General features: G+C 69.9%; 18 protein-coding genes and 1 pseudogene. 14 read left to right on the plus strand and 5 right to left on the minus strand.

What is annotated here, in order from left to right; translation table 11 throughout:
• Nucleotides 1-6 precede the first annotated feature (6 nt).
• The 5 genes from RA210_RS19105 to gspG form a co-directional block, all read right to left on the minus strand.
• On the minus strand, nucleotides 7-498 hold the full coding sequence (locus tag RA210_RS19105) for a curlin (protein WP_136490604.1): 492 nt from the start codon (nucleotides 496-498) through the stop codon (nucleotides 7-9).
• 151 nt (nucleotides 499-649) lie between these two features.
• Entirely contained in the window at nucleotides 650-2,878 is a 2,229-nt protein-coding gene (locus RA210_RS19110; protein WP_201487674.1) for an Ig-like domain-containing protein, read from the minus strand.
• A gap of 49 nt (nucleotides 2,879-2,927) precedes the next feature.
• Nucleotides 2,928-4,265: a hypothetical protein gene (locus RA210_RS19115; RefSeq protein WP_136490602.1), complete on the minus strand. Its 1,338-nt coding sequence runs from the start codon at nucleotides 4,263-4,265 to the stop codon at nucleotides 2,928-2,930.
• A gap of 346 nt (nucleotides 4,266-4,611) precedes the next feature.
• Nucleotides 4,612-5,802 carry a type II secretion system F family protein gene (locus RA210_RS19120; RefSeq protein WP_201487675.1) on the minus strand — a complete coding sequence of 397 codons (1,191 nt, stop codon included), beginning with the start codon at nucleotides 5,800-5,802 and terminating at the stop codon, nucleotides 4,612-4,614.
• Between the two features lie 15 nt (nucleotides 5,803-5,817).
• Nucleotides 5,818-6,249 (minus strand): type II secretion system major pseudopilin GspG, encoded by a 432-nt coding sequence (gspG, locus tag RA210_RS19125; RefSeq protein WP_136490600.1) that lies wholly within the window; start codon nucleotides 6,247-6,249, stop codon nucleotides 5,818-5,820.
• Nucleotides 6,250-6,401: 152 nt separating this feature from the next.
• Here gspG and RA210_RS19130 point away from each other — a divergent pair, with 152 nt between their 5' ends.
• From RA210_RS19130 to RA210_RS19195, 14 genes and pseudogenes are all read left to right on the plus strand, one after another.
• Nucleotides 6,402-7,028 (plus strand): lytic transglycosylase domain-containing protein, encoded by a 627-nt coding sequence (locus RA210_RS19130; protein WP_201487676.1) that lies wholly within the window; start codon nucleotides 6,402-6,404, stop codon nucleotides 7,026-7,028.
• A gap of 337 nt (nucleotides 7,029-7,365) precedes the next feature.
• Complete coding sequence (mnxG, locus tag RA210_RS19135; protein ID WP_201487712.1) at nucleotides 7,366-13,032, plus strand: manganese-oxidizing multicopper oxidase MnxG; 5,667 nt, start codon at nucleotides 7,366-7,368, stop codon at nucleotides 13,030-13,032.
• A gap of 78 nt (nucleotides 13,033-13,110) precedes the next feature.
• A complete protein-coding gene (locus RA210_RS19140) occupies nucleotides 13,111-15,069 on the plus strand; it encodes a YVTN family beta-propeller repeat protein (protein WP_201487677.1) in 1,959 nt (652 codons plus the stop codon).
• A gap of 41 nt (nucleotides 15,070-15,110) precedes the next feature.
• The gene (locus tag RA210_RS19145; RefSeq protein ID WP_201487678.1) at nucleotides 15,111-15,836 is read left to right on the plus strand and encodes an SCO family protein; all 726 of its coding nucleotides are present in this window, start codon (nucleotides 15,111-15,113) and stop codon (nucleotides 15,834-15,836) included.
• Nucleotides 15,833-16,468: an SCO family protein gene (locus RA210_RS19150; RefSeq protein WP_201487679.1), complete on the plus strand. Its 636-nt coding sequence runs from the start codon at nucleotides 15,833-15,835 to the stop codon at nucleotides 16,466-16,468. The genes RA210_RS19145 and RA210_RS19150 overlap by 4 nt, the downstream gene beginning before the upstream one ends.
• Before the next feature lie 63 nt (nucleotides 16,469-16,531).
• The gene (locus RA210_RS19155) at nucleotides 16,532-18,094 is read left to right on the plus strand and encodes a cytochrome c/ABC transporter substrate-binding protein (RefSeq protein ID WP_201487680.1); all 1,563 of its coding nucleotides are present in this window, start codon (nucleotides 16,532-16,534) and stop codon (nucleotides 18,092-18,094) included.
• Nucleotides 18,091-18,753: a SurA N-terminal domain-containing protein gene (locus RA210_RS19160; protein ID WP_201487681.1), complete on the plus strand. Its 663-nt coding sequence runs from the start codon at nucleotides 18,091-18,093 to the stop codon at nucleotides 18,751-18,753. Before RA210_RS19155 ends, RA210_RS19160 begins: the two co-directional genes overlap by 4 nt.
• Before the next feature lie 285 nt (nucleotides 18,754-19,038).
• Nucleotides 19,039-19,431, plus strand: coding sequence for a response regulator transcription factor (locus RA210_RS19165; RefSeq protein WP_236574815.1), 393 nt, complete (start codon nucleotides 19,039-19,041; stop codon nucleotides 19,429-19,431).
• A gap of 72 nt (nucleotides 19,432-19,503) precedes the next feature.
• Entirely contained in the window at nucleotides 19,504-21,219 is a 1,716-nt protein-coding gene (locus RA210_RS19170; protein ID WP_201487682.1) for a GspE/PulE family protein, read from the plus strand.
• The gene (locus RA210_RS19175) at nucleotides 21,200-22,018 is read left to right on the plus strand and encodes a hypothetical protein (RefSeq protein WP_178084076.1); all 819 of its coding nucleotides are present in this window, start codon (nucleotides 21,200-21,202) and stop codon (nucleotides 22,016-22,018) included. The genes RA210_RS19170 and RA210_RS19175 overlap by 20 nt, the downstream gene beginning before the upstream one ends.
• A 16-nt stretch (nucleotides 22,019-22,034) precedes the next feature.
• The gene (locus tag RA210_RS19180; RefSeq protein WP_201487714.1) at nucleotides 22,035-22,571 is read left to right on the plus strand and encodes a PilN domain-containing protein; all 537 of its coding nucleotides are present in this window, start codon (nucleotides 22,035-22,037) and stop codon (nucleotides 22,569-22,571) included.
• Nucleotides 22,558-23,103 carry a type 4a pilus biogenesis protein PilO gene (pilO, locus tag RA210_RS19185; RefSeq protein WP_201487683.1) on the plus strand — a complete coding sequence of 182 codons (546 nt, stop codon included), beginning with the start codon at nucleotides 22,558-22,560 and terminating at the stop codon, nucleotides 23,101-23,103. Before RA210_RS19180 ends, pilO begins: the two co-directional genes overlap by 14 nt.
• A gap of 2 nt (nucleotides 23,104-23,105) precedes the next feature.
• Entirely contained in the window at nucleotides 23,106-23,642 is a 537-nt protein-coding gene (locus RA210_RS19190; protein ID WP_201487684.1) for a hypothetical protein, read from the plus strand.
• Between the two features lie 8 nt (nucleotides 23,643-23,650).
• A pseudogene (locus tag RA210_RS19195) lies at nucleotides 23,651-25,522 on the plus strand (secretin N-terminal domain-containing protein); the annotation flags it as partial.
• Nucleotides 25,523-25,742: the final 220 nt, after the last annotated feature.

A 25,742-nucleotide genomic window follows, 5' to 3' on the forward strand; every position in this document is an offset into this window, starting at 1 on the left:
CCGACCTCAGCGGTACTGGTGGATCAGCACGCTCTGGTTGTTGCCGTATTGCGCGATGCTGCTGTGCAGCCCTGCTCCGGACTGCTCGATGCGAGCGGAGTTGTAGGCGCCGTTCTGCACGATGAGCGCCTGGTTGTCGGACCCGTTCTGCACGATGGCGGCGCGATTGCCCGTGCCCTGCTGACTGATCAGGGCGAACTGGTCCGTGCCTTGCTGGAGGATGAAGGCTTCCTGGGCGCTGCCGTCCTGAACGATCTGGCCCAGCAGGGATTGGCCGTTCTGGGTCAGCGTGGCCCGGTTGGCCTCGCCCTGCTGCCGCACCACGGCCTGTTGGCCGGGCGGCAGGAAAGCGGGAAGGTTGAACTGCTCGAACAGATCGGCATTGCCTGCCAGATCGAAGTTCTCCATCAGGTCTGCAGCCTGCACGGCCGTGCTGCCGAGGCAGAGGGCGAGCAGGGCCGCGAAGCAACGCCTGTCAAAGCGGGTAAGCGGTGGCATGGCAATATCCTTTCACCGTCCTTTCACCACCCGGACGTGACCATCTGTCCGGATTCGATGTCGTGTGGCTTCTCAGCCTCGAGAAGCCGAACCGGCCTCCCGACTCAGGCGCTTACCGGGCGACCTGAGGAGCGGGAGGCTGGTGCAGGGCTCAGCGGACCTGCAGCGGTACTGTCACCACCCGGCCGAAGGCCGAACGAACGGTGGCGGTGGGGTTGGCCGACGGCCCGGCCCCGGTGGTTTCCACCGACAACCGCCAGCGACCGGCGGCGGTCAGGGTGGCGGTGCCGAGGTTCAGCGGCCCGGCGGTGGTGGAGACGCTGACCGTGATGGTGTTGCCGTTGGCCCGCGAGGTCTGCCCACTCAGATCCCAGCGGAAGCGGTTGCCGGTGCGGCGGGTCACGGTGGCCGTCGCCACGGTCAGGTTCTCGGCCACGGCCGGCGGCGGGGTGACCGCCACGGTCACGGTCGCCGGAGTCGCCGAGACGGCGCCGAGCGAGTCGCGGGCCTGGTAGGTAAAGGTCGCGTTGAAGGCGGTGGTCACCGTGGCCGGCGGCGTGTAGGTCACCGTGGTGCCGTCGGTGCTGACGGTGCCTCCGCCGGTCACCGCGGAGAGGTTGACCACGCTGAGCGGCACGTTGCCTTCCGGGTCGGTGTCGTTGTTCAGCACGGCGATGGTCACCGGTGCCGTCGAGGCGGCGGCGGTGTCGTTGTTCGCCGTCGGCGCCCGGTTGGCCGCCACGGTGACGGTGACGGTGGCCGGAGTCGACTGGCCGCCACGGGCGTCCTGCACGCGGTAGGTGAAGGTTTCCACCAGCGGTGCGCCGTTGACCACGGTCGGCGGGGTGTAGACCACCGAGTTGCCGCTGCGCGTGATGCTGCCGCGCGCCGGGGCCGGCGCCAGGGCCGAAAGGTCGATCAAGGTGAGCGGCGTGTCGTTGTCGGGATCGCTGTCGTTGGCCAGCGGGTTGATGGTCACCGGCACCCCGGCGGTGGTGGAGGCCGAGTCGGCCACGGCCAGCGGCAGCTGGTTGGCGCCGACCACCGGAGCGCTGCCGACCACCGTCACCATTTCGGTGTCCGAGCCGCCGGCCGCCGACTTCACGGTGACGCTGGCCGGCGGCTGCTCGAGGTTGGTCACGGTCAGGGTCTGCAGGGTTCCCGACTTGCTCAGGCGGCCGTAGCCGTCCGCGGCCATGTCCGGCACCACCACTTCGTCGCTCGATCGGGCCTCGATGGTCAGGGTGCGGTTGGCCCAGGAGAAGCGGGCGGTGCCGATCTTCACCACGTCGGTGAGCCGGCTCGACAGCGCGGTCGGTCGGGTCGTGCCGTTAGGGGCGGTCGCGGTGACCACCAGGAAGGGCGGCAGCGCCTGCTGCGGCGGGTTGTTGGCGAAGAAGTAGCCGTTGTTGTTGCTGGTCAGGTTGAACAGGCACGGCGAGGGGGTGGTGCCGGGGACCAGCGCCAGGGTTTCGCGGTAGCAGACGTTGGTGCTGGCGTTGGCCGGCGGGGTCTTGGCGAACACCGAGATGCGGGTGCCGGCGCTGGTGCGGTTGTAGGTGCTGCGCTCGACCTCCACCTGGGTCGGCGCCCGCGTGTCGGCGACCTTGCCCGACAGGGTGAACAGGTTGGTCTGCAGCGTGCCCGCCGGGCCCTGGATGCGCACGAAGTTGACGCCGTTCAGGCCGCCGGTCACCTGCTCCGGCAGGTTGGGGTTGCCGATGAAGGTTTCGGTCTCGCCGGTTTCCGGGTTGGTGGCGGTGATCGGCCCGCCGACCCGGGTCAGGAAGGGGCCGACATCGCCGGTCATGGCGCCGGTGAACACGCCCGGAGCGCCGATGCCGATGTCGCGGGTCATGTTGATCGCCCGCCGACCGGGGGTGGTCACCACCACGGTGTCCACGCCATACGGGTGGGTGATGGTGTAGGTGCCGGCCACCGGCACCGAGGCGCGGATGCGGATGCGGCTGAAGCTCACCTGGTCGCCTTCCTGCGGCAGTTCCTGGCCGAAGGCTGCCTCGATGCCGGCGACGTAGGCATCCAGCGAGTAGCCGGCGACGGCGCCGGCAGGAATGGTGGTCTCGGCCAGGAACCAGAACAGTTCTGACGGCCAGTTGGCCGGGAAGATCAGCGGCTGGGTGTCGTCGAACACGCCCGGTTCGGGGATCAGCGTGCACAGGTAGTTGCCGGGACCGCCGAGCACCGCCTTGGAGCGGCACAGTTCCAGCTGGAGATCGTTGTTGTCCTGGTACCAGAGGGGAAATCCGCCGGTCGCCCCCGTGTAGGGGCCGGGGTCGACGGCCTTGAGTACCGCTTGCGCAGTGCCGGTCAAGGCGAACAGCCCCAGAGCGGTCACTGCTATTCCTAGCTGCTTGTTCATGATGCCTCCAGGCTCGAATTCGAGTGAGCTTGTCTCGGGTGTTGCTGCCTCAGGGGAGAATGACCACTTCTTCGGTGTCGCTGCCGCCGCTGGCCGAGGTCACGGTGACCTTGGCCGGCGGGATCGGCGAGATGCTGGCCGACAGCGACTTGACCACCCCCGCGCCACCCAGGGCGCCGATGGCTGCGCCGCTGCTGGTGGCCGTTGCGTTGAGGGAAGGCAGGACGGTTTCGTCGCTGGAGCGGGCCTCGATGACCAGCTGGCCGGACGACAGGCTGTACTCGGCGCGGCTGATGGACACGTGGTCGACCAGCGGCGAAACCCTGGTGGTCGGCGTGCTGGTGGCGATGGCCACACTGTTGTCGGCGGTGATGCTGACGTTGGCGCCGGGGGTCGGGGTGCTGGTCGACTGGCCGTACCAGTTGCCGGTGGCGGTGGCTTCGCTCATCTCCACCGCGGGGGCGCCGGCGGTGTCGACGAAGCTGGCCTTGCCGGGCGGCGGCGGCGCCTGGACGAACACGTCCTGCTGCACCACGCTGCCGCTGCGGGCATAGGTGCTGCGGTTGACCAGCAGCGGGGTCGGCAGCTGCACGCTGGACAGCTTGCCGGAGACGGCGAACAGGTTGGTGCGCAGGTCGATGCCGTTCGGGCCCTGGATGCGTACGTAGTTGGTGCCGAACGGGCTGCCGGTGACCTCCTCTTCCAGGTTGGGGTCGCCGATGAAGGTTTCGCTGGCGCCGGTGTCCGGGTTGGTCTCGGTGTAGGGGCCGTTGACGCTGCGCAGGAAGGGGCCGATGTCGCCCTTCAGGGCGCCGGTGAACACGCCTGGAGCGCCGATGCCGATGTCGCGGGTCATGTTGATGGCGCGGGTGCCGGGGGCGTCGACGTTGAACACCTCGACCCCGTAGGGGTGGGTGACGATGTAGGTGCCGGCCACCGGCACATCCACGCGGATGCGGATGCGCGCGAAGCCGACCTGATCGCCGTCGATGGGCTCTTCGGCCGCGAATGCGGCTTCCAGGGCCGAGATGTAGCCGAGGTCGATACCGGTGGCGGCGTCCTGGATGAAGGCGTCGCCGGTGAACCAGAAGGTTTCGCCGGGGAAGTTGCCCGGCAGTACCAATGGCTGGCTGAGATCGAGCCCCGGCTCCGGGAGCAGCGAGCACATGTAGCTGGGCGCATCCGGTGTTCCTGCCACGCGGGAGCTGACCGCCTTGGACAGGCACAGGTCCAGAGCCCGACCGTGGGTGTCCTGGAACCAGGCTGGATAGCCGGCGGTAGCCGCGGTATAGGGACCGGGATCCACGGCATTCAGCGCCGCCTGGACAGAGCCGGCCAGTAGCCCGAGTCCGAGCAAGGCCGCCATTTTCGATGATGGTTTGTGCATGATTTTGCCCTTTCTTGCAGATGGACGTCGTCTCGGGTTGTGCCGTGCTTGCGTCACGGATTTGCTGCTAAGCATGAATGGCAATATCCGTACCACCGTTCGCAGGCCCCGGCGAGATCGGAAAATCCATTGCAGAACAATGGCTTGCGGAAGATTTGTGGCGGCGCGGCAAGGCCCGGAAAGTGGGGGTCAGTCCCCACAAGTGGGGGATTTCCGGTGGGGAGTGGGGGGGCGAGGTACGCAATGCCGGGAGGCCTGCGGTGCACCATGACGAACGACAGGTTCCACCGCCTGCGCAAGCGGGCGGTGGAACCTTGGGTAACCGTGAGGGAAGGGGAGTTGCGACCTACTGGATGCTGGAGGCCAGTTCGAAGATCGGGATGTACATCAGGATCACGATGACGCCGATGATCAGGCCGATGAACACCATCAGCAGCGGCTCGAAGAGACGCACGAACCACTCGACCCAGCGGCCGGTTTCCTCATCGTAGAAATCGGCGGTGCGTTCCATCATCGCGCCGAGATTGCCGGACTGTTCGCCGGCGCGCAGCATGCGCAGGGAGACCGGGGTGGCGAGCTGGTTTTCCTCCAGCGCCTGGGACAGCGAGTGGCCCTCGCGGATGCGCTCGGCGGCGCGGTCGAGGCGCGCACGGCTGTTCACCCCGAGCAGGCCGCGGACCATGGCGATGGCACCGAGGATCGGGATGCCGCCCTGCAGCAGGATGCCCAGCGAGCGGTAGAAGCGCGCCAGTTCGTAGATGAACAGGCGCTCGTGGATGGTCGGCACCCGCTCGATCAGCCGGCCGAGGGCGCGGCGCACGGCGCCCTGGCGCAGCAGCAGGGCGGCGCCCAGCAGGCCCAGCGCCAGGCCGCCGAACACCGCGGCCTGGTGGGCATGCAGGAATTGCCCGACCGTCAGCAGCACGCGCGACAGCCACGGCAGTTCGGCGCCGACGCCCTCGAACACCAGGCTGAAGCGCGGCACCACGTAGCCGATCAGGAACAGCAGCACGCCGCAGCCGACCACGAACAGCAGCGCCGGGTAGACCGCGGCGCTGACGATCTTCTGGCGCACCTCGTCCAGCCGCTTGCGGTAGGCCACGTAGCGGCCCAGCGCATCGCCCACCGCGCCGGTCTTCTCGCTGGACTGCACCAGCGCCACATAGAGCGCCGGGAACACCTCGGGAAACTGGCCGAGCGCCTGGGAGAACGACTTGCCCTCGTAGAGCAGGCGCACGACGTCGGACAGCACTTTGCGCGCCTGCGGATCGGCTTCCTTCTCGGCCAGACTCTCGAGGGCGTCGATCAGCGCCAGGCCGGCGCCCAGCAGGGTGGTCAGCTCCTGGCTGAACAGCACCAGCGGGAAGACCTCGCGCGAGCGCCAGGGCAGCGCCGCCCAGCGCCGCTCGGCGCGCAGGGTCAGCACGCGCAGGCCCTGATGCTCGGCGAGGCGGCGGGCGTCGCTGGCGCTCGGCGCATCCAGCCGCAGCGAAACCACCGCCGACTGCTTGTCCACTCCCTTGACCTGAAAGCGCATGGCGTTCGGCCCCGCTCACTGCCAGTTGGCGATTTCGGCGTTTTCCCCGTCGCCGCCGGGCTGGCCATCCTTGCCCATCGACAGCAGGTCGTATTCGCCGTTCTCCCCCGGCGAGCGGTACAGGTACTCGCGGCTCCAGGGGTCGAGGGGCACGCCCTTCTGCAGGTAGGGGCCATCCCACTTGGGCTCGTCGCTCGGGCGGGCGACCAGTGCCATCAGGCCCTGCTCGGAGGTCGGGTAGCGGCCGACGTCGAGGCGGTACAGGTCGAGCGCCTTGGCCAGGCCCTCGATCTGCGCCCGGGCCACCTTCGCCTCCGACTTGCCCAGCTGGGAGAAGTATTTCGGCCCCACGATGCCGGCCAGCAGGCCCAGCACCACCAGTACGACCAGCAGTTCGAGCAGCGTGAAGCCGCGTCCGTGCCGTTGAACATGCAGGCGAGTGTTCATCGCTCCGATCTCCCTGTGCGGCGATTAGCTGTCAGCTAAGGTCAGGATCGGAGGAGCGTCAAACGCGACCCGCATCACGGGAGGCCGGCATGCCGCTTGCTTCGCCGAGAGGGTTTTCCTCCGGATCGGAACAGGCAGGAGGCGCGACGAACATGCGGCGACTGACGTGGATCTGTCTGGGCATCCTGGCTGCCCTTGCGGCGCTGCCGGTGCGGGCGGACATCTACCGGGGGGTGTCGGCGGACGGCACGGTGATCCTCACCAACGTCTACCGGCGCGGGCACAACTACGTGCGCATCCGCAGCACGCCGAAGCCGCCGCCGGCCAGGGCCAGGCCGGTCGCCGCCGCCCGCTCGCCGCAGGCTCAGGCCCTGTCCGGCAAGCTGCCCTACGCCGCGCAGGTCGCGGCGGCGGCGGCCGAGCACGAGTTGCCGGAGGCCCTGTTGCATGCGGTGATCCGTACCGAGTCGAACTACGATCCGCGGGCGATTTCCGGGCGCGGCGCCATCGGCCTGATGCAACTGATGCCGGACACCGCCCGCGAGCTGGGGGTGGCCGATCCCTGGGACCCGGCCGCCAACATCCGCGGCGGGGCGCGCTATCTCAAGCGGCTGCTGGCGATGTTCGACAACGACCTGCAGCTCGCCCTGGCCGCCTACAACGCCGGTCCCGGCGCGGTGCTCAGCCGCGGCCGCACCATTCCTCCCTATGCCGAGACCCGCAGCTACGTGCCCAGGGTCATCGAGCACTTCAACCGGCTGCAGGCGAGCGGACGCTAGACGCCCGCGCGGCCGTCCCTGTCCCGCCCCCTGCGATTTGCCCCGCCATTGGGGGAAACAGTGGGGGATCGGGTGGGGCAATTTCCCCGATTTCATCCTGCCATCACCGCAACCTTCGACAAATCGCGGGCCGGCGCGCTGGCACGGCTCTTGCCGTATCTCAACTGGCTGTTATCGCGTGCGGTGACGAGGCATTTGTCCCGTGCCCAGGGTGAGCGGAGGCAGAGCAATGAACACCAACGACTCTTTCGAACAATCGCCGGGTGGAAGTCCGGGGCGCAGGCCCGGGCATCGGGCAGGTTATGCGGCGCTGCTGCTCGGTGGCGTCCTGCTGGCGATGGCCGGCTCCGTCCAGGCGGCCATCAGTTGCCAGCGCAATCTGGTGGCCGACGTGGTGGCGATCGACCAGCCGCTGATGTTCAACCGCCTCGGCGCGCAGAACGTCAACGGCATGATGTTCGCGCTGCGCCGCGACGTGATCGACGAGGACGACAGGCCGCTGCACAAGGGCGGCCGCGCGCTGCCGGGGCGGGTCCTGCTGCGCCCGGACAAGCGGCCCAAGCCGCTGGTGCTGCGGGTCGCCGAGGGCGACTGCCTGACCGTCAACCTGCAGAACCTGCTGGCCACCCGGGCCAACCCGCGCAAGGGCGAGGTGGTGCCTGAGCTGCAGATCGACGACCAGGTGACCGACCGCCACATCGGCTTCAAGGTCACCGGCATGCAGGCGGTCAACTCCATCGCCGACATTTCCGCCAACACCGGCAAGAACGGCAACTTCCTGCTGGCGCCCGGCGCCAGCCGCAGCTACAAGCTGTACGCCGAGAAGGAAGGGGTGTTCGTCGCCATCAGCGACGGCGCGACCTTCGGTGGCGAGGGCACCGCCGGCAACATCTCCAACGGCCTGTTCGGCCAGATCGTGGTGGTGCCCAAGGGCGGCAAGACCTATCGCAACACCCTGACCGAGGAGGAGATGCGCCTGGCCACCACCGGCCGTACCCAGGCCGGCCAGCCGATCATCGACTACGAGGCGCGCTACCCGATGCGCGAACCGTGGATCAGCGAGGGCAAGGCCGGGGCACCGATCGTCGCCATGGTCGACGGCAGCCAGATCGTCTCCAGCGAGACCGATGCGATCGTCATGGGCCCCAACGCCGACGGCAGCTTCCCGGCCAGCACCTATCCGCTGGAGCGCATGGGCCAGCGCAACCCGGCGCTGCCCAACCGCCTGGAGGCGTTCCGCGACTTCTCCGCCAGCTTCCAGGACGAGGCCGTCGCGGCCCAGGCCTTCCCCGGCTACTGGCGCGACCCGGTGTTCGCGCACGTGCTGCAGCCGGTGCGCGATGCCTTCATGATCAACTACGGGGCCAACGGCGTGGGTGCGGAGGTGATCGCCAACCGCCTGGGCGTCGGGCCGATGCACGACTGCCTGTCCTGTGCCTACGAGGAGTTCTTCCTCAGTGCGCACACGGTCGGCGACGCCGCCATGCTGGTGGACGTGCCGGCCAACGTCGGCCTGGAAGGCCTGGCGCCGGGGCAGGTGCCGCCGCCGGAGGCGACCGGGATCAAGGCCTCCATGGCCCTGTACCCGTCCGAGCCGTCGAACGTGAACCACAGCTATACCGGCGACTTCGTGAAGATCCGCAACACCCACGTGGGCCACGAGCAGCACGTCTTCCACCTGCACGGTCACCAGTGGCTGTACAACCCCAACGACGACAACTCCGACTATATGGACGCCCAGGGCATCGGCCCGGGTGCGGGCTACACCTACGAGATCGCCTACGGCGGCTCGGGCAACCGCAACCGCACCGCCGGCGATGCCATCTACCACTGCCACTTCTACCCGCACTTCGCCCAGGGCATGTGGAACATGTGGCGGGTCCATGACGTGTTCGAGGAGGGCACCCGCCTGGCGGTGTCCGAGGAGGGCGACGACGGCTTCCACGAGCAGCCGTTCGCCCTGCGCAGCGGCCTGCCGGCGCCCGGCGCCCGTGCGCTGCCGGACGGCGAGATCGTCGCCGGCACGCCGATCCCGGCCATCGTGCCGCTGCCGGGCAAGGCGCTGCCGCCGATGCCGGGCAAGGTCACCGTGGTGCCGAAGATCGCCCAGGGCGGCGAGGATGACGACGGGCGGATCGTCGGTTCGCTGGCCAGGGTCGACCGCAGCGAGACCAACCGCAACGCCGACGGCACCCTGAAGAACCCGGGCTTCCCGTTCTGGATCGGCGGCATGGAAAGCAGCGTCGGCCAGCGTCCGCCGACCCCGCCGCTGGACATGCTCGATCCGGTCAAGGCCCAGGTGCTCAGGGACAGCGGCAAGGCCCTGTGGGCCAACCTCGACCCGACGCAGGCCGGCGGCTGGGACGGCGGCCTGCCGCGGCACTCGCTGGACGGCTGGTCGGCCGGCGGCGAAGCCGAGGTGACCACCAGCGCCCTGGACTTCTCCAAGATCATCGAGAAGGCCAAGCCGATCTACTTCCCCGAAGAGGGCACCGAGGTCGAGCAGGCCGCCATGGCCTTCCACGCCAAGCCCGAGCATCCCAGCTTCGCGGTGATGCCCGATCGCAGCGTGGTGGCGAAGAACTTCCGCACCAACGGCGCGCTGCCGGTGGGCGGGGCGCCGTTCTTCGAGCCGTGCATGGACGACCGCGGCGTACGCCTGACCTCCTCGGCGGGCGCCGGGCAGTTCTTCGGCGGCAGCGGCCTGTCGTTCACCGGCTCCTCGACCTTCACCGCGGACCGGCCGCGGGTCTACAAGGCGGCCAACATCCAGTTCGACGCCGTGTTCAACAAGGTCGGCTATCACTTCCCGCAGGCGCGCATCCTCACCCTGTGGGAGGACGCGGTCCCGGTGATCGACAAGCAGAAGCCGCCGGAGCCGCTGGTGATGCGGATGAACACCTTCGACTGCACCATGTACCACCACACCAACCTGGTGCCGGCGTTCTACGAGCTGGACGACTACCAGGTGCGTACGCCGACCGACATCATCGGCCAGCACATCCACCTGCCCAAGTGGGACCTGACCTCCGCCGACGGCTCCGGCAACGGCTGGAACTACGAGGACGGCGTGCTCTCGCCGGTCGCCGTGGTCGAGCGCATCCGCGCCATCCGGGAGTACAACGACTGCACGGCCAACGATCCCCGCGAAGGCACCGCGGACTGCCCGGTGGCCAAGCAGCACCCGTACTTCGGCCGCTACAACCGGGCCGACTGGCTGGGCGCCCGCACCACCATGCAGCGCTGGTTCGCCGACCCGGTGGTCAACCGCTGGAACGTCGACCGTGGCCTGGGCAACATCTTCACCCACGACCACTTCGGCCCGTCCACCCACCAGCAGGTCGGCCTCTACGCCACCGTGCTGACCGAGCCGGCCGGTTCGCAGTGGTTCCATGCCGAGACCGGCACGCCGCTGTACACCCGCCAGGATGGCGGCCCGACCTCCTGGCAGGCGGTGATCGCCACCGGCGACCTGGAGGGCGACGGCAAGAACGACAGCTTCCGCGAGTTTTTCATGGAGTACAGCGACTTCCAGCATGCCTACGAGGCGGGCGTGTATGTCGGCGCCGGCCCGGACGGGGTGCCCAACCCGACGGCCTACCCGGCGACCGCCAACAGCTTCCGCTACGCGGTCAACCCGCCGATGCGCAAGAACTCCGCCCGGCTGCTGGAGTCGATGGTGGAAGTGGCCGGCGGCCAGGTGATCGGCTGCCCGACCCGCCCGTGCCCGCAGGCCATCTCGGCCGACGACCCGGGGATCTTCGTGGTCAACTACCGGCATGAACCGGTGGGCCTGCGGATCTTCGACCCGCAGCGCATCGCGCCCGACGGCAAGCCGGGCATGCAGGCGGCCGGCCTGGCCGGCGACCTGGCCTATGCCCTGCAGAGCCGTACCGACCGGGCCATCGCGGCGCTCAACCTGGCGCCCAGCGCGGTCACCCAGGCGGTCGGACCGACCGGTGGCACCACCACCTTCCCGCCGCACATCAACGCGGCCGGCGACCAGCCGGGCGACCCCTTCACGCCGCTGCTGCGCACCTACACCGGCGACAACGTGCGGGTACGCATGCACGCCGGCGGCCACGAGGAGGAACACAACGTCACCATCCACGGCGTCAAGTGGCTGCAGAACGGCACCGGCTACGGCACCAGCTCCAACTCGGGCTGGAAGGCCTCGCAGATGGTCGGCATCTCCGAGCAGTTCGGCTTCGTCGCCCCGGTGGCGATGATGTCCAGCGCCGCCGCCGAGACCGCCGACTACCTGTACTCCATGGACGCCTCCCTGGAGGGCTACTGGAGCGGCATGTGGGGGGTGATGCGCAACTACTCGACCAGCCGCAACGACCTGTTCGCCCTGCCGAACAACCCGCGTCCGGTGGCCGCGCGCAATACCGTGGCCTTCGACGGCGTGTGCCCGCGCTACAGCCCCAACCCGACCGGCAGCGGTACCCGGCCGACACCCAAGCGCAACATCGAGGTGGTGGTGGCCCTGGCCAACGACATTCTCGACAACCCGCTGGGGCTGACCATCGGCGATCCGCAGGGCGCGGCCGACCATGTTGGCGGCCCGCTCAAGGCCAACGGCGGCACCCTGGTGTTCAACCCGCGGCAGGTGAGCATCCCGCAGGTCAGCGTGGTGGATGACGAGACCGGCCAGGTGACCACCGTCGGCGGCCAGAGCGGCCCGCTGCACGACCCGACCGCGGTGCTCTACGTGCGCAAGGACGACCTCGATCCGGCTACCGGCAAGCTCAAGGCCGGCGCCCCGGTCGAGCCGCTGATCCTGCGCGCCGCGGCCGGCGACTGCATCACCGTGACCCTGGAGAACCGTCTGCCGGAAGCCATGCCGGACCTGCCGACCTACGCCATCATGCAGGGCGTGGTGAAGCGCGACCGCAACGGCCCGCAAGGCTCGACGACCTTCAACAACAACCTGATGCGCCCATCCAGCCATGCCGGCTTCCATGCCCAGTTGCTGTCGTACGACATCACCAGGTCGGACGGCGTCAACGTCGGCATCAACCCGGTGCAGACGGTGCCGCCGCGCGCCGCCGGCCAGAGCGCCTGGCCGACCCGCAGCTACCAGTTCTACGCCGGGCACCTGGAGCGCGAAGGCAAGCCGGTGTCGCAGGTGGTGCGCAACGTCGACAACATCAACGCCACGCCCATCGAGTTCGGCGGCCTGAACCTGCTGCCGGCGGACCCGATCAAGCAGGCGCAGAAGGGTCTGTCCGGCGCCATGTCGATCCTGCCGGTCGGCTCCACCTGGACCGAGGACCCCGGCATGCGTGCCGCGGCCACGGTGCAGGCGCCGGGGCAGACGACGTTCCGCGACTTCTCGCTGATCTGGCAGAAGGGGCTGAACATGCGCTGGGCCAACGGGCGGCCGGTGGAGAGCATGTCGACCGAAGGCATAGGCGTGCCCAACGATCCGAAGGACAACTCGGCCATGGCGGTCAACTACAAGAGCGAACCCCTGTGGTACCGCTTCGCCAAGGCACCCGACGCGCCCTTCGGGCATACCGGCTGGGGCGACATCCCCAATGCCCACATGGCCTACAGCAACGCCTTGGTGGGCGGCGACCCGGTCACGCCGATCCTGACGGTGGCGCCGGGCCAGCCGTTCCGCACCCACGTGACCATGCCGGCGGGCGGCAGTCGCGGGGCGACCTGGCAGCTGGATGGGCATATTCACCCGCAGGAGCCGTATCAGTCGGAAAAAAACGACGCCAGTGGCTACCCTCTGAAGTATGCGGGCATCGGTTCGGTACGCATCGGCAACAACCCGCTGTCGCGCTGGAGCGGCACCCAGGAAAGCGTGCTGCCGGCCGCGCACTTCAACTTCGTGTATCCGAGCGCAGGGGGGATGAACGCAATACCGGGGGACTACCTGTACCGGGACTTCGCGGTGTTCGGCAATACCGGCGGGATGTGGGGGCTGCTGCGGGTGATCAACCAGCAGAGCGCCACGACGACCACCACTACCACCCCACGGAGGCGCTGACCGCATAACGCATAACAACAACACGGTGCGTTCGGCCGGCCTGGAGCTGTCAGCCAGGCCGGCCGCTTGCAGGAGCGAATGGGGGCGACGATCGTGAAACCCGTAGGCAGAAATGGATTTGGCGTTCTCTTGCTGTTATCCGCACTCGGCCTGGCGGCCTCCGCCAGCCTGGCTGCCGAGCCCGGCGCCGGCGCGGCGGCGCAACCGGGCAATCCCAACCGCCTGGTGCGCAACGGCGTGGCGATAGAGTTCGAGGCCAGGCCGGTCGATACCGCCCGGCTGCTCGAAGGTGGGTTCGCCGACATCCGCTTCCGGCTGACCGATGCCAACAGCGGGCAGCCGCTGACCGGCCAGACGCCGGGTGCCTGGCTGGACCTGGCCGCCGTCGCCGGGGACAAGCGCGAGGCGATGTCGTGCCGGGCCAAGGTCGGCCTGTTCCTCAAGGGCACGCCGGGCATGCGCCCGATGCTCGACCTCAACAGCTATTACCTGCTGATCCTCAACAAGGACCCCAGCATCTCGGTGATCGACCCGCAGACCTCGGTGGGCGGCATCACCAGCACGCTCGGGCGCATCCAGCTCAGGCGCGCGCCCATGGACTGGGTCGCCAGCGCCGACGGCAAGCGCCTGTTCGTGTCCATGCCGGATGCCGGCGAGGTGGCGGTGGTCGATACCGAGAGCTTCAAGGTGATCGACAACCTCAAGGCCGGCCACGACCCGGTGCGCCTCGCCCTGCAGCCCGACGGCCGCTACCTGTGGGTCGGCAACAACGCGCGCCGCGAGGGCGACAGCGGGGTGACGGTGATCGACACCCAGACCCTCAAGCCGGTACTGAGCGCCGCCACCGGCAAGGGCCACCACGAGATCGCCTTCGACACCGCCTCGCGCCATGCCTTCGTCGGCAGCCGCGATGCCGGCACCCTGACGGTGTTCGACGTGGCCAGCCTGAAGACGGTGCGCGAGATCCGCACCGGCCCCATGCCGCTGGCGGTGGCCTTCTCGCCGCTGTCCGGGGCCGTCTACGTGGCCGACGGCAAGGCCGGCACCATCAGCGTGATCGACGCCGGCAGCCTGAAGCTGCGCAAGACCATCCAGGCGAAGCAGGGCATCGGCCCGCTGCGCTTCACCCCGGACGGCCGCTACGGCTTCGTCCTCAACACCCTGGAGAACACCGCCACGGTGTTCGACGCCGCCAGCGACGAGGTCCTGCACACCCTGGAGGTCGCCGCCGAGCCCTGGCAGATCGCCTTCACCCGCGGCTTCGCCTACATCCGCGGGCTGGCCTCGCCGAAGGTGACCATGGTCGACCTGGCCTCGCTGGGCAAGGACCGCCAGCCCGGCGTGCTGGGCTTCGACGCCGGTCCGGCCGCGCCCAAGCTGGCCGGCGACCTGCCGCTGGCCTCGGGCATCGCCGCGGCGCGCGACGATGCCGCGGTGTTCGTGGTCAACCCGGTGGACAACACCACCTATTTCTACATGGAGGGCATGAACGCGCCGATGTCCGGCTACCTCAACCGCGGGCATACCTCGCGGGCGGCCACGGTGGTCGATCGCAGCCTGCGCGAGCTGGAGCCCGGCGTGTTCGGCGCGCGGGTCCAGTTGCCGGCGGCCGGCCGCTTCGACGTCGCCTTCCTGCTCAACCAGCCGCAGATCACCCACTGCTTCGCCACCGAGGTGGAGGCCAACCCCGAGCTGCAGCGCCAGTTGGGCGCGCCGCGGGTGGAGTTCCTCCTCGACAGCCCGACAGTGCGCGCCGGCTCGCAGGTGAAGGCGCGCTTCCGCGTCGTCCAGGGCAGCCCCAGCCAGCCGCGGACCGGGATACAGGATCTGCGCGTGCGCTACTTCCTCGCCCCGGCCTCGCGCCCGCGCGAGGTGGCGGCCAGCGAGGTCGGCGAGGGCGTCTACGAGGTCACGGTGGACGTGCCGGAGGTCGGGGCCTGGTACCTGCACGTGGGCTCGGACTCGCTGGGGATGAAGTACGGCGACCAGCCCTACGTCAGCCTGCGCGCCACCAGGGCCACCGGGACACAACCATGATCCCGGGCGGCAGCCGCCCGGGTACAGCGGAGAACAACAACATGCAAAGACTCCAACGACTGCAACTGGCCCTGGCCATCGCCCTGTGCAGCCTCGGCCTCGCCGCCGCGCCGGCCCAGGCCCACTCGCCGGAAGAACATGCCGGGCATCAGGGCCACGCGGGGCATGCCCGCCATGCCGCCGCGCCGACGCCGCCGGAAGACACCCGGGTGCGCTTCGCCGACGTGCTGCTGACCGACCAGCACGAGCGCCAGGTACGCCTCGGGGACGAGGTGGTGGACGACCGCATCGTGGTGATGGGCTTCGTCTACACCAGCTGCACCACGGTCTGCCCGGTGGTGTCGGCGATCATGCAGAAGGTCCAGATGCAGCTGGGCGAACGGGCCGGGCGCGAGGTGCAGCTGGTGTCGATCAGCGTCGACCCGCTGCGCGACACGCCGGCGCGCCTGCGCGAGTACGCCAGCCTCTACAAGGCCGGGCCGGGCTGGACCTGGCTGACCGGCCCGGTGCCGGCGGTCAACGACACCCTCAAGGGGCTGGGCACCTGGAGCGCCGACTTCGAGAACCACACGCCGGTGATCCTCGTCGGCGACGCGCGCAGCGGGCAGTGGACGCGCTTCTACGGCTTCACCGATCCGGCGGTGCTGCTGGCCAAGGTCGAGGAGCTGAGCGCCCAGCGGCAGGGCCACGAGGGGCATGAGGGGCATGAGGGGCATGAGGGGCATGAGGGGCACCAGAGCTTCATGGTCAAGGGAGAGCGGCCATGAGCCGGCGCCGCCGGATCGCCCTGGCGCTGGCCGCCTGCCTGGGCTCTGGCCTGCTGCAGGCCCACGAGGAGCACGCCGGCCACCAGGCGCCGCCCGCCGCCGGCCCGGTGGCGCAGGAGGTGAAGGGCGGCGGCACCCTGGATGCGCGCAGCTATTTCACCGATACCCCGCTGCTCGACCAGGATGGCCGCCAGGTGCGCTTCTACAGCGATGTGCTGCAGGGGCGGGTGGTGCTGCTCAACGTCATCTTCACCAGCTGCGAGGACGCCTGTCCGCTGATCACCCGCAAGCTGCGCGAGGTGCGCGAGGCCCTGGGCGAGGATGCCGGGCGGGTGCACTTCATCTCGCTGACCAGCGACCCGCAGAACGATTCGCCGCAGGCGCTCAAGGCCTATGCGCGCAAGCAGGGCGCGGACGATCCCAACTGGATCTTCCTCACCGGCAGCAAGGAGCAGATGGACGTGGTGCTGGGCCGGCTCGGCCAGCTGTCGCGCAGCCCCGAGGAGCATTCCACGCTGCTGATCGCCGGCGACGTGGCCAACAAGCGCTGGAGCAAGATCCGTCCGGATGCGCCGCCGCAGGCCATCGCCCAGCGCCTGCAACTGCTGACCCTGCCGGTGGCGGGGCGCTGACGCGCGGACGGGGGCTGGGGCGCAACAGGCCGCCAAGTGGAGGAGCGACAGGGAGGAACGGGCATGGGTGCTATCCGGGCGTTGCTGTTGGGCGTGCTGCTGGGCTGGGCCGGCATGGCCGTGGCTCTGCAGCTGACGCCCGAGGAGGCGGCCGGCCGGCAGATCTACCTGCACGGCACCAGCGCCTCGGCCGATGCGCTCATCCACGCGCGCATCGGCGCCGCCGGCACCTCGATGCCCGCGGCGGTGGTGCCCTGCGCCAGTTGCCATGGCAGCGACGGTCGCGGCCGGCGCGAGGGCGGCGTGCGGCCGCCGGACATCACCTGGCGGCGGCTGAGCGCGCCCTACGGCCAGGTGCTGCCCAGCGGGCGCCGGCACCCGGCCTACGACGAGGCCGCCTTCGCCCGGGCGCTGGTCGAGGGGCGGGACCCGGCCGGCAACCGCCTCGACCCGGCCATGCCGCGTTTCGTCATGTCGCAGCGCGACATGGCCAACCTCACCGCCTACATCAAGCGTATCGAGGAGGATCGCGACCCCGGCCTGCACGAGGACGTGGTGCGCATAGGTACGCTGCTGCCGGCCAGGGGGCCGCTGGCGAGCCTGGGCTGGACCGTGGAGGCGGTGCTGCGCGGGGCGATCGGCGGCATCAACGAGACCGGTGGGGTCCACGGCCGGCGGCTGGAGCTGGTGATCGCCGACCCCGGCGCCGACCGCTCCAGCGCGGAGGCGGCCCTGCGCGAGCTGATCGAAAGGCGCGACGTGTTCGCCCTGGTCGCGCCGCTGGCGCCGGTGCTCGAGGGCCACTACGGCGAGCTGCTGGCGCCGGCCGGAGTGCCGCTGATCGGCCCGCTGGTGCAGTTCGCCGATGGCGCCGACAGCCGTTTCGTCTTCGAGCCGCTGCCGGGGCTGCGCGAGCAGCTGTTCGCCCTGGCCGCCTATGCCGACGACCAGCTGGGGATGGGCGAGGGGCAGACGCTGATCGCCTATCCGGACGAGCCGCGCCACCGGGAGCTGGCCGAGATGCTGGCCGGGCACCTGCAGCAGCGCGGCTGGCGCAAGGTGGGGCTGATGCGCTACGGCGGCGCGCCGGCCAGCCTCGACAGGCCGCTGGCCGGCGAGCTTGCGGCGGTGTTCTTCCTCGGCCTGCCCGAGGCCTTCGTCGCCCTGGCGACGACCCTGGATGAGGCCGGCCAGGCGCCGCTGCTGTTCGCCTCGTCGAACCAGGTGGCCGGTTCGGCGCTGGGCATTCCGGCGAGCTTCAGCGGCCGGCTGTTCCTCGCCTATCCCTTCCTGCCCGGCGACTGGACGCCCTCGGGCAGCGCGGCCCTGCAGGCGGTGCGCCGGCGCGGCGGGCTGAACGGCCAGCACGCGGCCCTGCAGGTCAGCACCTACAGCGCCGCGCTGGTGCTGGTCGAGGGACTCAAGCGCGCCGGGCGCGACGCCAGCCGGGAGAAGCTCTTGACCGCGCTGGAGAACCTGCACGCCTTCCAGACCGGCGTGACGCCCGAACTCGGCTTCGGGCCGGGCCGGCGCATCGGCGCGCCGGGTGCACACATAGTGACGGTGGATCTGCAGCGCAAACTGTTCCGTCCCACCGGTCGTTACCTGAAGGTGGAGACGCCATGATCAAGGGACTCTTCCAGGCGCTGATGGCGCTGTTTCTGGTACTGCTGGTGGGCTACGAGCTGTCGGCGCAGGAGTACGGCAGCGCGGCGCGGGTCAATGGCGCCGAGATCAGCCAGTTCCGCCTCGAGCGGCACTTCGAGGACTACCTGCGCGAGCAGCAGCGCAGCGTCGCGCAGATCCGCAACCCTTCGGTGTACAAGCGCCTCAAGCGCGAGGCGCTGGAGCAACTGATCGACAAGGAACTGCTCTGGCAGGAAGCCCGGCGGCTGTCCATCGAGGTCGGCGACGAGGAAGTGGCGCGCGCCCGCGCCGCGGTGGCGGCCGGCTTCGCCAACCCGGCCGCCTTCGAGCGCCGGCTGCAGGCGGCCGGTTTCGACGAGGCGGGCTACGCCGCCTACCTGCGTCGCGAGATCGCCGCCAGCCGCGTGCTCGACCGCCTGCTGCCCGTCGTCACGGTGAGCGACGAGGAAGTGCGCAGTTTCTACCAGGCCCTCGGCCCCCAGCTGCAGGCGGCCGGCGCGGAGCAGGGCGGCGACGAGACCCGGCGGCTGGCCGTGGTCCGCCAGTTGCTGCTCGACCGGCGCACCGCCGAGGCGCGCCAGGCCGTGCTCGAGCGGCTGCGCGCCGGAGCCCGCATCGAGCGCCTGGTGCCGCTGTAGCGGCCGGGGCGGTTTTCCCCACTTTCGGGGAAAACCGCCGGAGAAAATGGGGGATGGCCCGCGCCCCCGCTGCGCGTTGCCCCCACGCACTTCCCCCACGTCCCTCGCGTTCGAAATAATCCCTTCCAGATCAATGACTTGAGAGCCAATTGCGGGCGCCTCGGCGCTGGCGTGGAGCGTGCATGGACGAGCGTGCGATGGCGAGCGGCCCGCTGGCCACAGGCATCGCAGGAGGTGTGCGCAGCTTGCGGACACCCGGCCCCCAGCGTATCCGGAGTCCCAGCCGTGGATGCCTTCTCCAGACCCAGTGCGGCAGTCAAGGTTCTGGTCGTCGAGGACGAGTCGGTCCTGGCGGAGAACATGAACATCTATCTGTCCGCCCTGGGCGGCGAGGTGCGGGTGGCCAGCGACGGAGCCAGCGCCGTAGGCCTTGGCTGCAGCTTCGCGCCGGACGTGCTGGTGCTCGACTACAGCCTGCCGGACATGACCGGCTTCGAGGTGCTCGATGGCCTGCGGCGCTGTGGCTGCCTGTCGCCCTGCGTGCTGATCACCGCCCATCCCGGGCATCGGGTCAGCGAGGAGGTACGTCGGCGCGGTATCGCGCATGTGCTGTTCAAGCCCTTCGCGCTGGCCGATCTGGCTGCCCAGGTGCTCGGGGTGAAGGTCGGCCGCCGCTGAGGGGAGCGCGGCCGTGCGGAGTTGCAACGCCAACTATACTCAGTCTGCCGGACGGGGTCGGAGAGCATCACCATGGATCGAGTGATAACAATAACTACACCTGCGCCGAACGTTTCCGCCGAGATCCATCCAGAGCGCATCGAGACCGTCCAGCTGCATGCCGCCCGCGAGCGGGCCGCGGCCAGCGGGCGGCGGGTGCTGGACGAGCTGGAGGAGGGGCTGGGGGGCGAGCCTGCGGAGTTCATCCGTCGTCTGGGGGCGACCCTGTGCTATCCGGTACTGGCCGGCGATGCGCTGTTCGCCTGCGCGCCGCTGTTCGACCGGGTCTCCCTCGCCCAGGCGCTCAAGCGCGAGTTCGCCCTGGTCAGCCGCGACGGCGAGACGGTCGGCGTCTTCAGCGACCCCTTCGATGCCCAGCGCCTGGCCTGGATCGACGAGCAGCTGCGCGGCGCGCCGCTGTACCTGGTGCATCCGGCCGACCTGGCCGGCTACCTGGCCCGCCACGAGGAGGACTTCCACGCCGTCGAGTCGCTGGCCGGCGAGGCCGAAGGCAGCGTCGAGGTGGAGGCGGTCGAGACCCTGTCGCTGGCGCAGATCAGCGAGGACGCCAGCGTGGTGGTCAAGCTGGTCAACTCGACCCTCTACGACGCCCTGAAGATGCACGCCAGCGACATCCACCTGGGCGTCACCGGCAACGGGCTGGTGATCAAGTACCGCATCGACGGCGTGCTCAACGGCATCAGCCGGGTGCCGGGCGCGGAAGTGGCCGAGCAGGTCATCTCGCGGATCAAGGTGATGGCCGAGCTGGACATCGCCGAGAAGCGCGTGCCCCAGGACGGCCGCTTCAAGGTCGGCATCAAGGGCCGGCAGATCGACTTCCGCGTGTCGATCATGCCGAGCATCTTCGGCGAGGATGCGGTGCTGCGGGTGCTCGACAAGCAGGACCTGAGCGACCAGATCAGCGGCGTGCGCCTCGAGGCGTTGGGCTTCGACGAGGCCACCAAGCGCACCCTGCGCCGCCTGGCCGGCGAGCCCTACGGCATGGTGCTGGTCACCGGCCCCACCGGCAGCGGCAAGACCACCACGCTGTACGCGCTGATCAGCGAGATCAACCACGGCGTCGACAAGATCATCACCATCGAGGACCCGGTCGAGTACCAGCTGGCCGGCGTGCTGCAGATCCCGGTCAACGAGAAGAAGGGCCTGACCTTCGCCCGCGGGCTGCGCTCGATCCTGCGCCATGACCCGGACAAGATCATGGTCGGCGAGATCCGCGACCCGGACACCGCGCAGATCGCCGTGCAGTCGGCGCTCACCGGCCACCTGGTGTTCACCACCATCCACGCCAACAACGTGTTCGACGTGATCGGCCGCTTCGTGCAGATGGAGGTCGATCCCTACAGCTTCGTCTCCGCCCTCAACGGCATCCTCGCCCAGCGCCTGATCCGCCTGGTCTGCCCCGGTTGCGCCCAGCCGCACCAGCCCGACCGCGAGCTGCTGCTGTCCTCCGGCCTCGATCCCGAGCGGGTCGGCGACTACCGCTTCGTGCACGGCACGGGCTGCGGCCGCTGCCGCGGCACCGGCTACCGCGGGCGTACCGCCATCGCCGAACTGCTGCTGCTCGACGACGAGCTGCGGCAGATGATCATCGAGCGCCAGCCGATCACCCAGGTCAAGGAACTGGCACGCCGCCGCGGCCTGCGTCTGCTGCGCGAGTCGGCGCTGCAGCTGGTGCGCGAAGGGCGGACCTCACTGGAGGAGATCAACCGTGTCACTTTTGTCGCCTGAACGCTATATCGCCGTCCTCGGCGCCACGCGGGTGCAACTGGTGCGCCGCCGTGCCGGCCAGCTGCTCGACCTGGGCAGCGCCGACTATGCCAGCCGCGACCTCGGCGACTGGGCCGCTCCGGCCGACGCCCTGGAGCGCCTGCTGGCCGGCCAGCCGCGCCGGCGCGGCAGCCTCAGCGTGGTGCTGTCCGAACATTTCGCCCGCTTCACCCTGGTGCCCTGGAGCGAGGCCATCGTCTCGCCTGCCGAACTCTGTGCCTATGCGCGCCTGCGCTTCGAGGAGATCTACGGCAGCGATGCGGCCGGCTGGGCGCTGCAGCTGTCGCCGGAGGCGGCCGGCCAGCCGCGCCTGGCGGTGGCCGTCGCCAGCGGCCTGCTCGACCGGCTGGCGGCACTGGCCAGGGGGGCCGGGCTGCGCCTGGCGTCGGTGCAGCCCTACCTGATGAGCGCCTTCAACCGCCTGTGCCGCCCGCTGGCCGGCGACGACTTCCTGTTCCTGCTGGCCGAGCCTGAGCGCAGTTGCCTGCTGGTGGCCCGCGAGGGGCGCTGGGTGGCGGTGCGCTCGGTGGCCGGCAGCGACGCCGATGCGGCGCTGGCCGTGCTGCTGGAGCGGGAGAGCGAGCTGCAGGAGCTGGATGCCAGCACGCCCACGGCGATCTACGTGCATGCGCCGGGGCGTCCGGACCTGATGCCGGCCAGGGTGCACGGCGTGCGGCCGCAGGTGCTCGGCGCGCCGGCGCGCGGCCCCTCCGGCGAGGCGGTCAACCCCCTGTGGGCCATGGCGGCGACGGTGAACTGAGATGAAGACGAAACGGATGCGGCCCCTCGATCTCGACTTCCGCCGCCCGCTGGCCGGCCCGGCGGGCTGGCTGCTGCTGGCCGCCGGGGTGCTGCTGCTCGCCCTGGTGCTGCTGGCCCGCCAGCAGCTCGCCATGGCCGGCGCCGCGGCGCGCGCCGACCTCGCCGAGAGCGAGCGGCGCCTGCCGGGGGTGGCGGCGCTGCCGCTGTCGGCGGCCGAGACGCGCGCCCAGCAGGCGGCGCTGGCCGAGATGCAGCGCCTTTCGGCGCAACTGAGCCTGCCCTGGGAGCGGCTGTTCGGCACCCTCGAGGCCCTGGCCAATGACGACATCGCGCTGTTGAGCCTGACTCCCGATGCGCGCAAGCAGCAGCTGCGCATCACCGCCGAGGCGCGCGACCTGGCGGCCATGCTGGCCTACCACCGCAGCCTCGAGGACAGCGACGACCTGCGCGACGTGGCGCTGGTCAACCACGAGATCGTCAGCGAGGTGCCCGAACGCCCGGTGCGCTTCAACCTGACCGCCACCTGGATGGTGCAGCATGCGAAGCCATAGCCTGATCCTGCGCGAAGCCTGCCAGCGGCTTGGTCGGCCCGGAGCCGTCGGCGCCGCGCTGCTGCTGGTCGCCCTGGGCTGGAGCCTGTTCGGCCTGTGGCCGGCGAGCCGCGAAGTGCAGCAGCTCGAGGCCCGCGCCGCCGCCGCCCGCGAGCGGGTGACGCGGGTCGCCAGCGGGGCCGAGGCGGCGCCGCTGCGGCCGGGGCAGCAACTGGCCAGCCTGCAGCAGAACCTGCCGGCGCAGCAGGAGGCCACCGCCGCCATCGAGCGCATCTACGCCACCGCGACCCGCGAGGGTATCGCCCTGGCCCGCGGTGAATACGCCCTGGCACTCGATCCGCAGACCCGCCTGGCGCGCTACCAGATGCTCCTGCCGGTGCACGGCAGCTACCCGCAGCTGCGCAGCTTCCTGGCCGCCGTGCGCCGCGAGCTGCCGGCGCTGGTACTGGAGGACATCGACCTGCAGCGCAAGCAGATTTCCGAAAGCCAACTGGATGGCCGTATCCGTATGGCCCTGTACCTGACGAGGTAGCCATGGACAACAGGCGAGCCGTGTTCTGGTTGCTGTTTCTCGGCGGCGCGGCGGTGGTGGCGCTGATTCCGGAGTACTTCTTCGCGCCGGAGGAGGAGGCGCTGCTGGTACCGCCGGCGACCCGCGACGGCAAGGTGGCGGCGCCGATCGCCGCGCCGTTGCCCGTCGAGGCCGGGACGGCAGCCGCGCCGGCGCCTTCGCTGGCGATGCTGACGCCGGGCAGCGGGCTGTTCAGCCCGCACAGCTGGCGGGTGGAACCGCCGCCGGCCCCGGTGCCGGCCTGGACGCCGCCGCCAGCGCCGCCGGTCGCGCCGCCGTCACCGACGGCCCCGGCGCTGCCCTTCGAGTTCATCGGCAAGCTGGACGATGCCGAGCGCCTGCGGGTGTTCCTCACCCGCGACGAGAAGATCTACACGGTGACCGTCGGCGACGTGATCGACGGCACCTATCGGGTGGAGCGGATCGGCGGTAGCGAGATGGTCCTGACCTATCTGCCGCTGAACCTTACCCAGACTTTGTCCGTGGGGGGCAAGTTATGACGACGACCATGGGGCATCCGGCGGGACGCTGGTGTGGGGTGGCTTTCTCGCTGGTGATGTTGGCCGGCTGCGCCGGCAACGCCGTGCGCGAGGGGGTCGAGCTGATCGACGAGGGGCAATACGAGGAGGGTCTGGCGACCCTCGAGGAGGCGGCCCGCGCCGCGCCGCGCGATACCCGCACGCAGATGGCGCTGACCACCCAGCGCGGCCGCGTGGTGACCACCCTGCTGACCCAGTCCGACCGCGCGCGGGCCGGTCGCGACTATGCCGCCGCGGCGGAGGGCTACCAGCGGGTGCTGACCATCGAGCCGGACAACAGCCGCGCCGCCGATGCGCTGCACCAGCTCGAGCAGATGGGCAGCCTGGCCGAGATGCAGCGCCAGGGCCAGCTCGCCATGCGCCGCGGCGACCTGGAGGGAGCGCAGCGCCAGGTGGAGGCCATCCAGGCGCTGGAGCCCGGACACGAGGGCGCCAGCGAACTCAAGCGGCGGGTCGACGCCGTGCGGATGCGTACCGTGCAGCCCTACCCGCAGCTGCGCTCCAAGCTCGGCCAGCCGGTATCGCTGGAGTTCCGCGACGCCAGCCTCAAGCTGATCTTCGAGGTGCTGGCCCAGACCGCCGGGCTCAACTTCATCATCGACAAGGACGTGCGCCCCGATCTCAAGGCCACCATCTTCGTCCGCCAGGTGGCGGTGGAGGATGCGGTGAACATGCTGCTGCAGCAGAACCAGTTGCTCAGCAAGGTGGTCAACGACAACACCATCGTCATCTACCCGGACACCCCGCAGAAGCTGCGCGACTACCAGGACCTGGTGATGCGCACCTTCTACCTGACCAACACCGACGCCAAGACCGCGCAGGACATGGTCAAGACCATGCTCAAGACCCGCGACGTGTTCATCGACGAGCGCCTCAACACCCTGACCATGCGCGACAGCGCCGAGGCGGTGCGCCTGGCCGAGAAGCTGTTCCAGGCCCAGGACCAGTCCAACCCCGAGGTGGTGCTGGAGGTCCAGGTGATGGAGATCTCGCGCACCCGCATCCTCGATCTCGGCCTGCAGTGGCCCAATACCTTCGGCGTGGTGAACGTGATCAGCAACGCCGACGGCACCCAGACCATCAGCGCGGTCAACCTGCTCGACCAGCTGCGCGGGATCAACTCCGGGCGCATCTCCATCTCGCCGCCGCCGCAGCTGAAGATCAACGCCAACGACAACGACATCAACACCCTGGCCAGCCCGGTGATCCGGGTGACCAACCGCGAGAAGGCGAAGATCCACATCGGCCAGCGCGTCCCGGTGGTCAGCGCCACCTCGACGCCCTCCAACCAGGGCCCGGTGATCACCGAGAGCATCACCTACCTGGACGTCGGTCTGAAGCTGGAGGTGGAGCCGACCGTACACCTCAACGACGAGGTGGCGATCAAGGTGGCGCTGGAGGTGAGCAACGCCACGCCGCTGGCGGAGACCCGTTCGGGAACCATCCCGGTGCAGGTCGATACCCGCAACGCCGAGACGATGCTGCGCCTGCGCGACGGCGAAACCCAGGTGCTGGCCGGGCTGATGCGCAACGACCACAGCAACAGCGGCGACAAGATCCCCGGCTTCGGCGACATTCCCGGCGTCGGCCGGCTGTTCGGCAGCAACAAGGACACCTTCGGCAAGTCCGAACTGGTGCTGTCGATCACTCCGCGCATCGTCCGCAACCTGCCGTACATGAGCCCCCACGAGATGGAGTTTCCCTCCGGCACCGAGGGCAGCATGCGCGTGCGTCCGGCCAACCTGCGCCCGGTCACCGGCGACAGCCTGACCCTCGAGCTGCCGGCGGAGTCCGCTGCGCCGGCCGCCCTGACGGCGCCGTCGGCCTCGACGCCGGCACCTGCCGCCAGCGGCCTCACGCTGTCCTGGGAAGGGCCGACCCATCTGCGCGCCGGCGAGGAGGCGACCATCGTCCTGCATGTCGCCGGCAGCCAGCCGCTGCGCAGTTCGACCCTGCAACTGGCCTACGATCCGGCCGCGCTGCAGGTCACCGAGGTGGTCGAGGGCGATTTCCTCAAGCAGGGCCAAGCGGGTACCTCGTTCGCTCCGCGCCTCGACCCGG

This window comes from Pseudomonas sp. OF001 (assembly GCF_904426495.1).
In the GTDB taxonomy this organism is placed as follows: domain Bacteria; phylum Pseudomonadota; class Gammaproteobacteria; order Pseudomonadales; family Pseudomonadaceae; genus Geopseudomonas.

Coding starts and splice junctions, on each gene's coding strand:
- RA210_RS19105 (WP_136490604.1), bottom strand. CDS start 498: ATGCCACCGCTTACCCGCTTTGACAGGCGTTGCTTCGCGGCCCTGCTC.
- RA210_RS19110 (WP_201487674.1), bottom strand. CDS start 2,878: ATGAACAAGCAGCTAGGAATAGCAGTGACCGCTCTGGGGCTGTTCGCC.
- RA210_RS19115 (WP_136490602.1), bottom strand. CDS start 4,265: ATGCACAAACCATCATCGAAAATGGCGGCCTTGCTCGGACTCGGGCTA.
- RA210_RS19120 (WP_201487675.1), bottom strand. CDS start 5,802: ATGCGCTTTCAGGTCAAGGGAGTGGACAAGCAGTCGGCGGTGGTTTCG.
- gspG (WP_136490600.1), bottom strand. CDS start 6,249: ATGAACACTCGCCTGCATGTTCAACGGCACGGACGCGGCTTCACGCTG.
- RA210_RS19130 (WP_201487676.1), top strand. CDS start 6,402: ATGCGGCGACTGACGTGGATCTGTCTGGGCATCCTGGCTGCCCTTGCG.
- mnxG (WP_201487712.1), top strand. CDS start 7,366: ATGGCCGGCTCCGTCCAGGCGGCCATCAGTTGCCAGCGCAATCTGGTG.
- RA210_RS19140 (WP_201487677.1), top strand. CDS start 13,111: ATGGGGGCGACGATCGTGAAACCCGTAGGCAGAAATGGATTTGGCGTT.
- RA210_RS19145 (WP_201487678.1), top strand. CDS start 15,111: ATGCAAAGACTCCAACGACTGCAACTGGCCCTGGCCATCGCCCTGTGC.
- RA210_RS19150 (WP_201487679.1), top strand. CDS start 15,833: ATGAGCCGGCGCCGCCGGATCGCCCTGGCGCTGGCCGCCTGCCTGGGC.
- RA210_RS19155 (WP_201487680.1), top strand. CDS start 16,532: ATGGGTGCTATCCGGGCGTTGCTGTTGGGCGTGCTGCTGGGCTGGGCC.
- RA210_RS19160 (WP_201487681.1), top strand. CDS start 18,091: ATGATCAAGGGACTCTTCCAGGCGCTGATGGCGCTGTTTCTGGTACTG.
- RA210_RS19170 (WP_201487682.1), top strand. CDS start 19,504: ATGGATCGAGTGATAACAATAACTACACCTGCGCCGAACGTTTCCGCC.
- RA210_RS19180 (WP_201487714.1), top strand. CDS start 22,035: ATGCGGCCCCTCGATCTCGACTTCCGCCGCCCGCTGGCCGGCCCGGCG.
- pilO (WP_201487683.1), top strand. CDS start 22,558: ATGCGAAGCCATAGCCTGATCCTGCGCGAAGCCTGCCAGCGGCTTGGT.
- RA210_RS19190 (WP_201487684.1), top strand. CDS start 23,106: ATGGACAACAGGCGAGCCGTGTTCTGGTTGCTGTTTCTCGGCGGCGCG.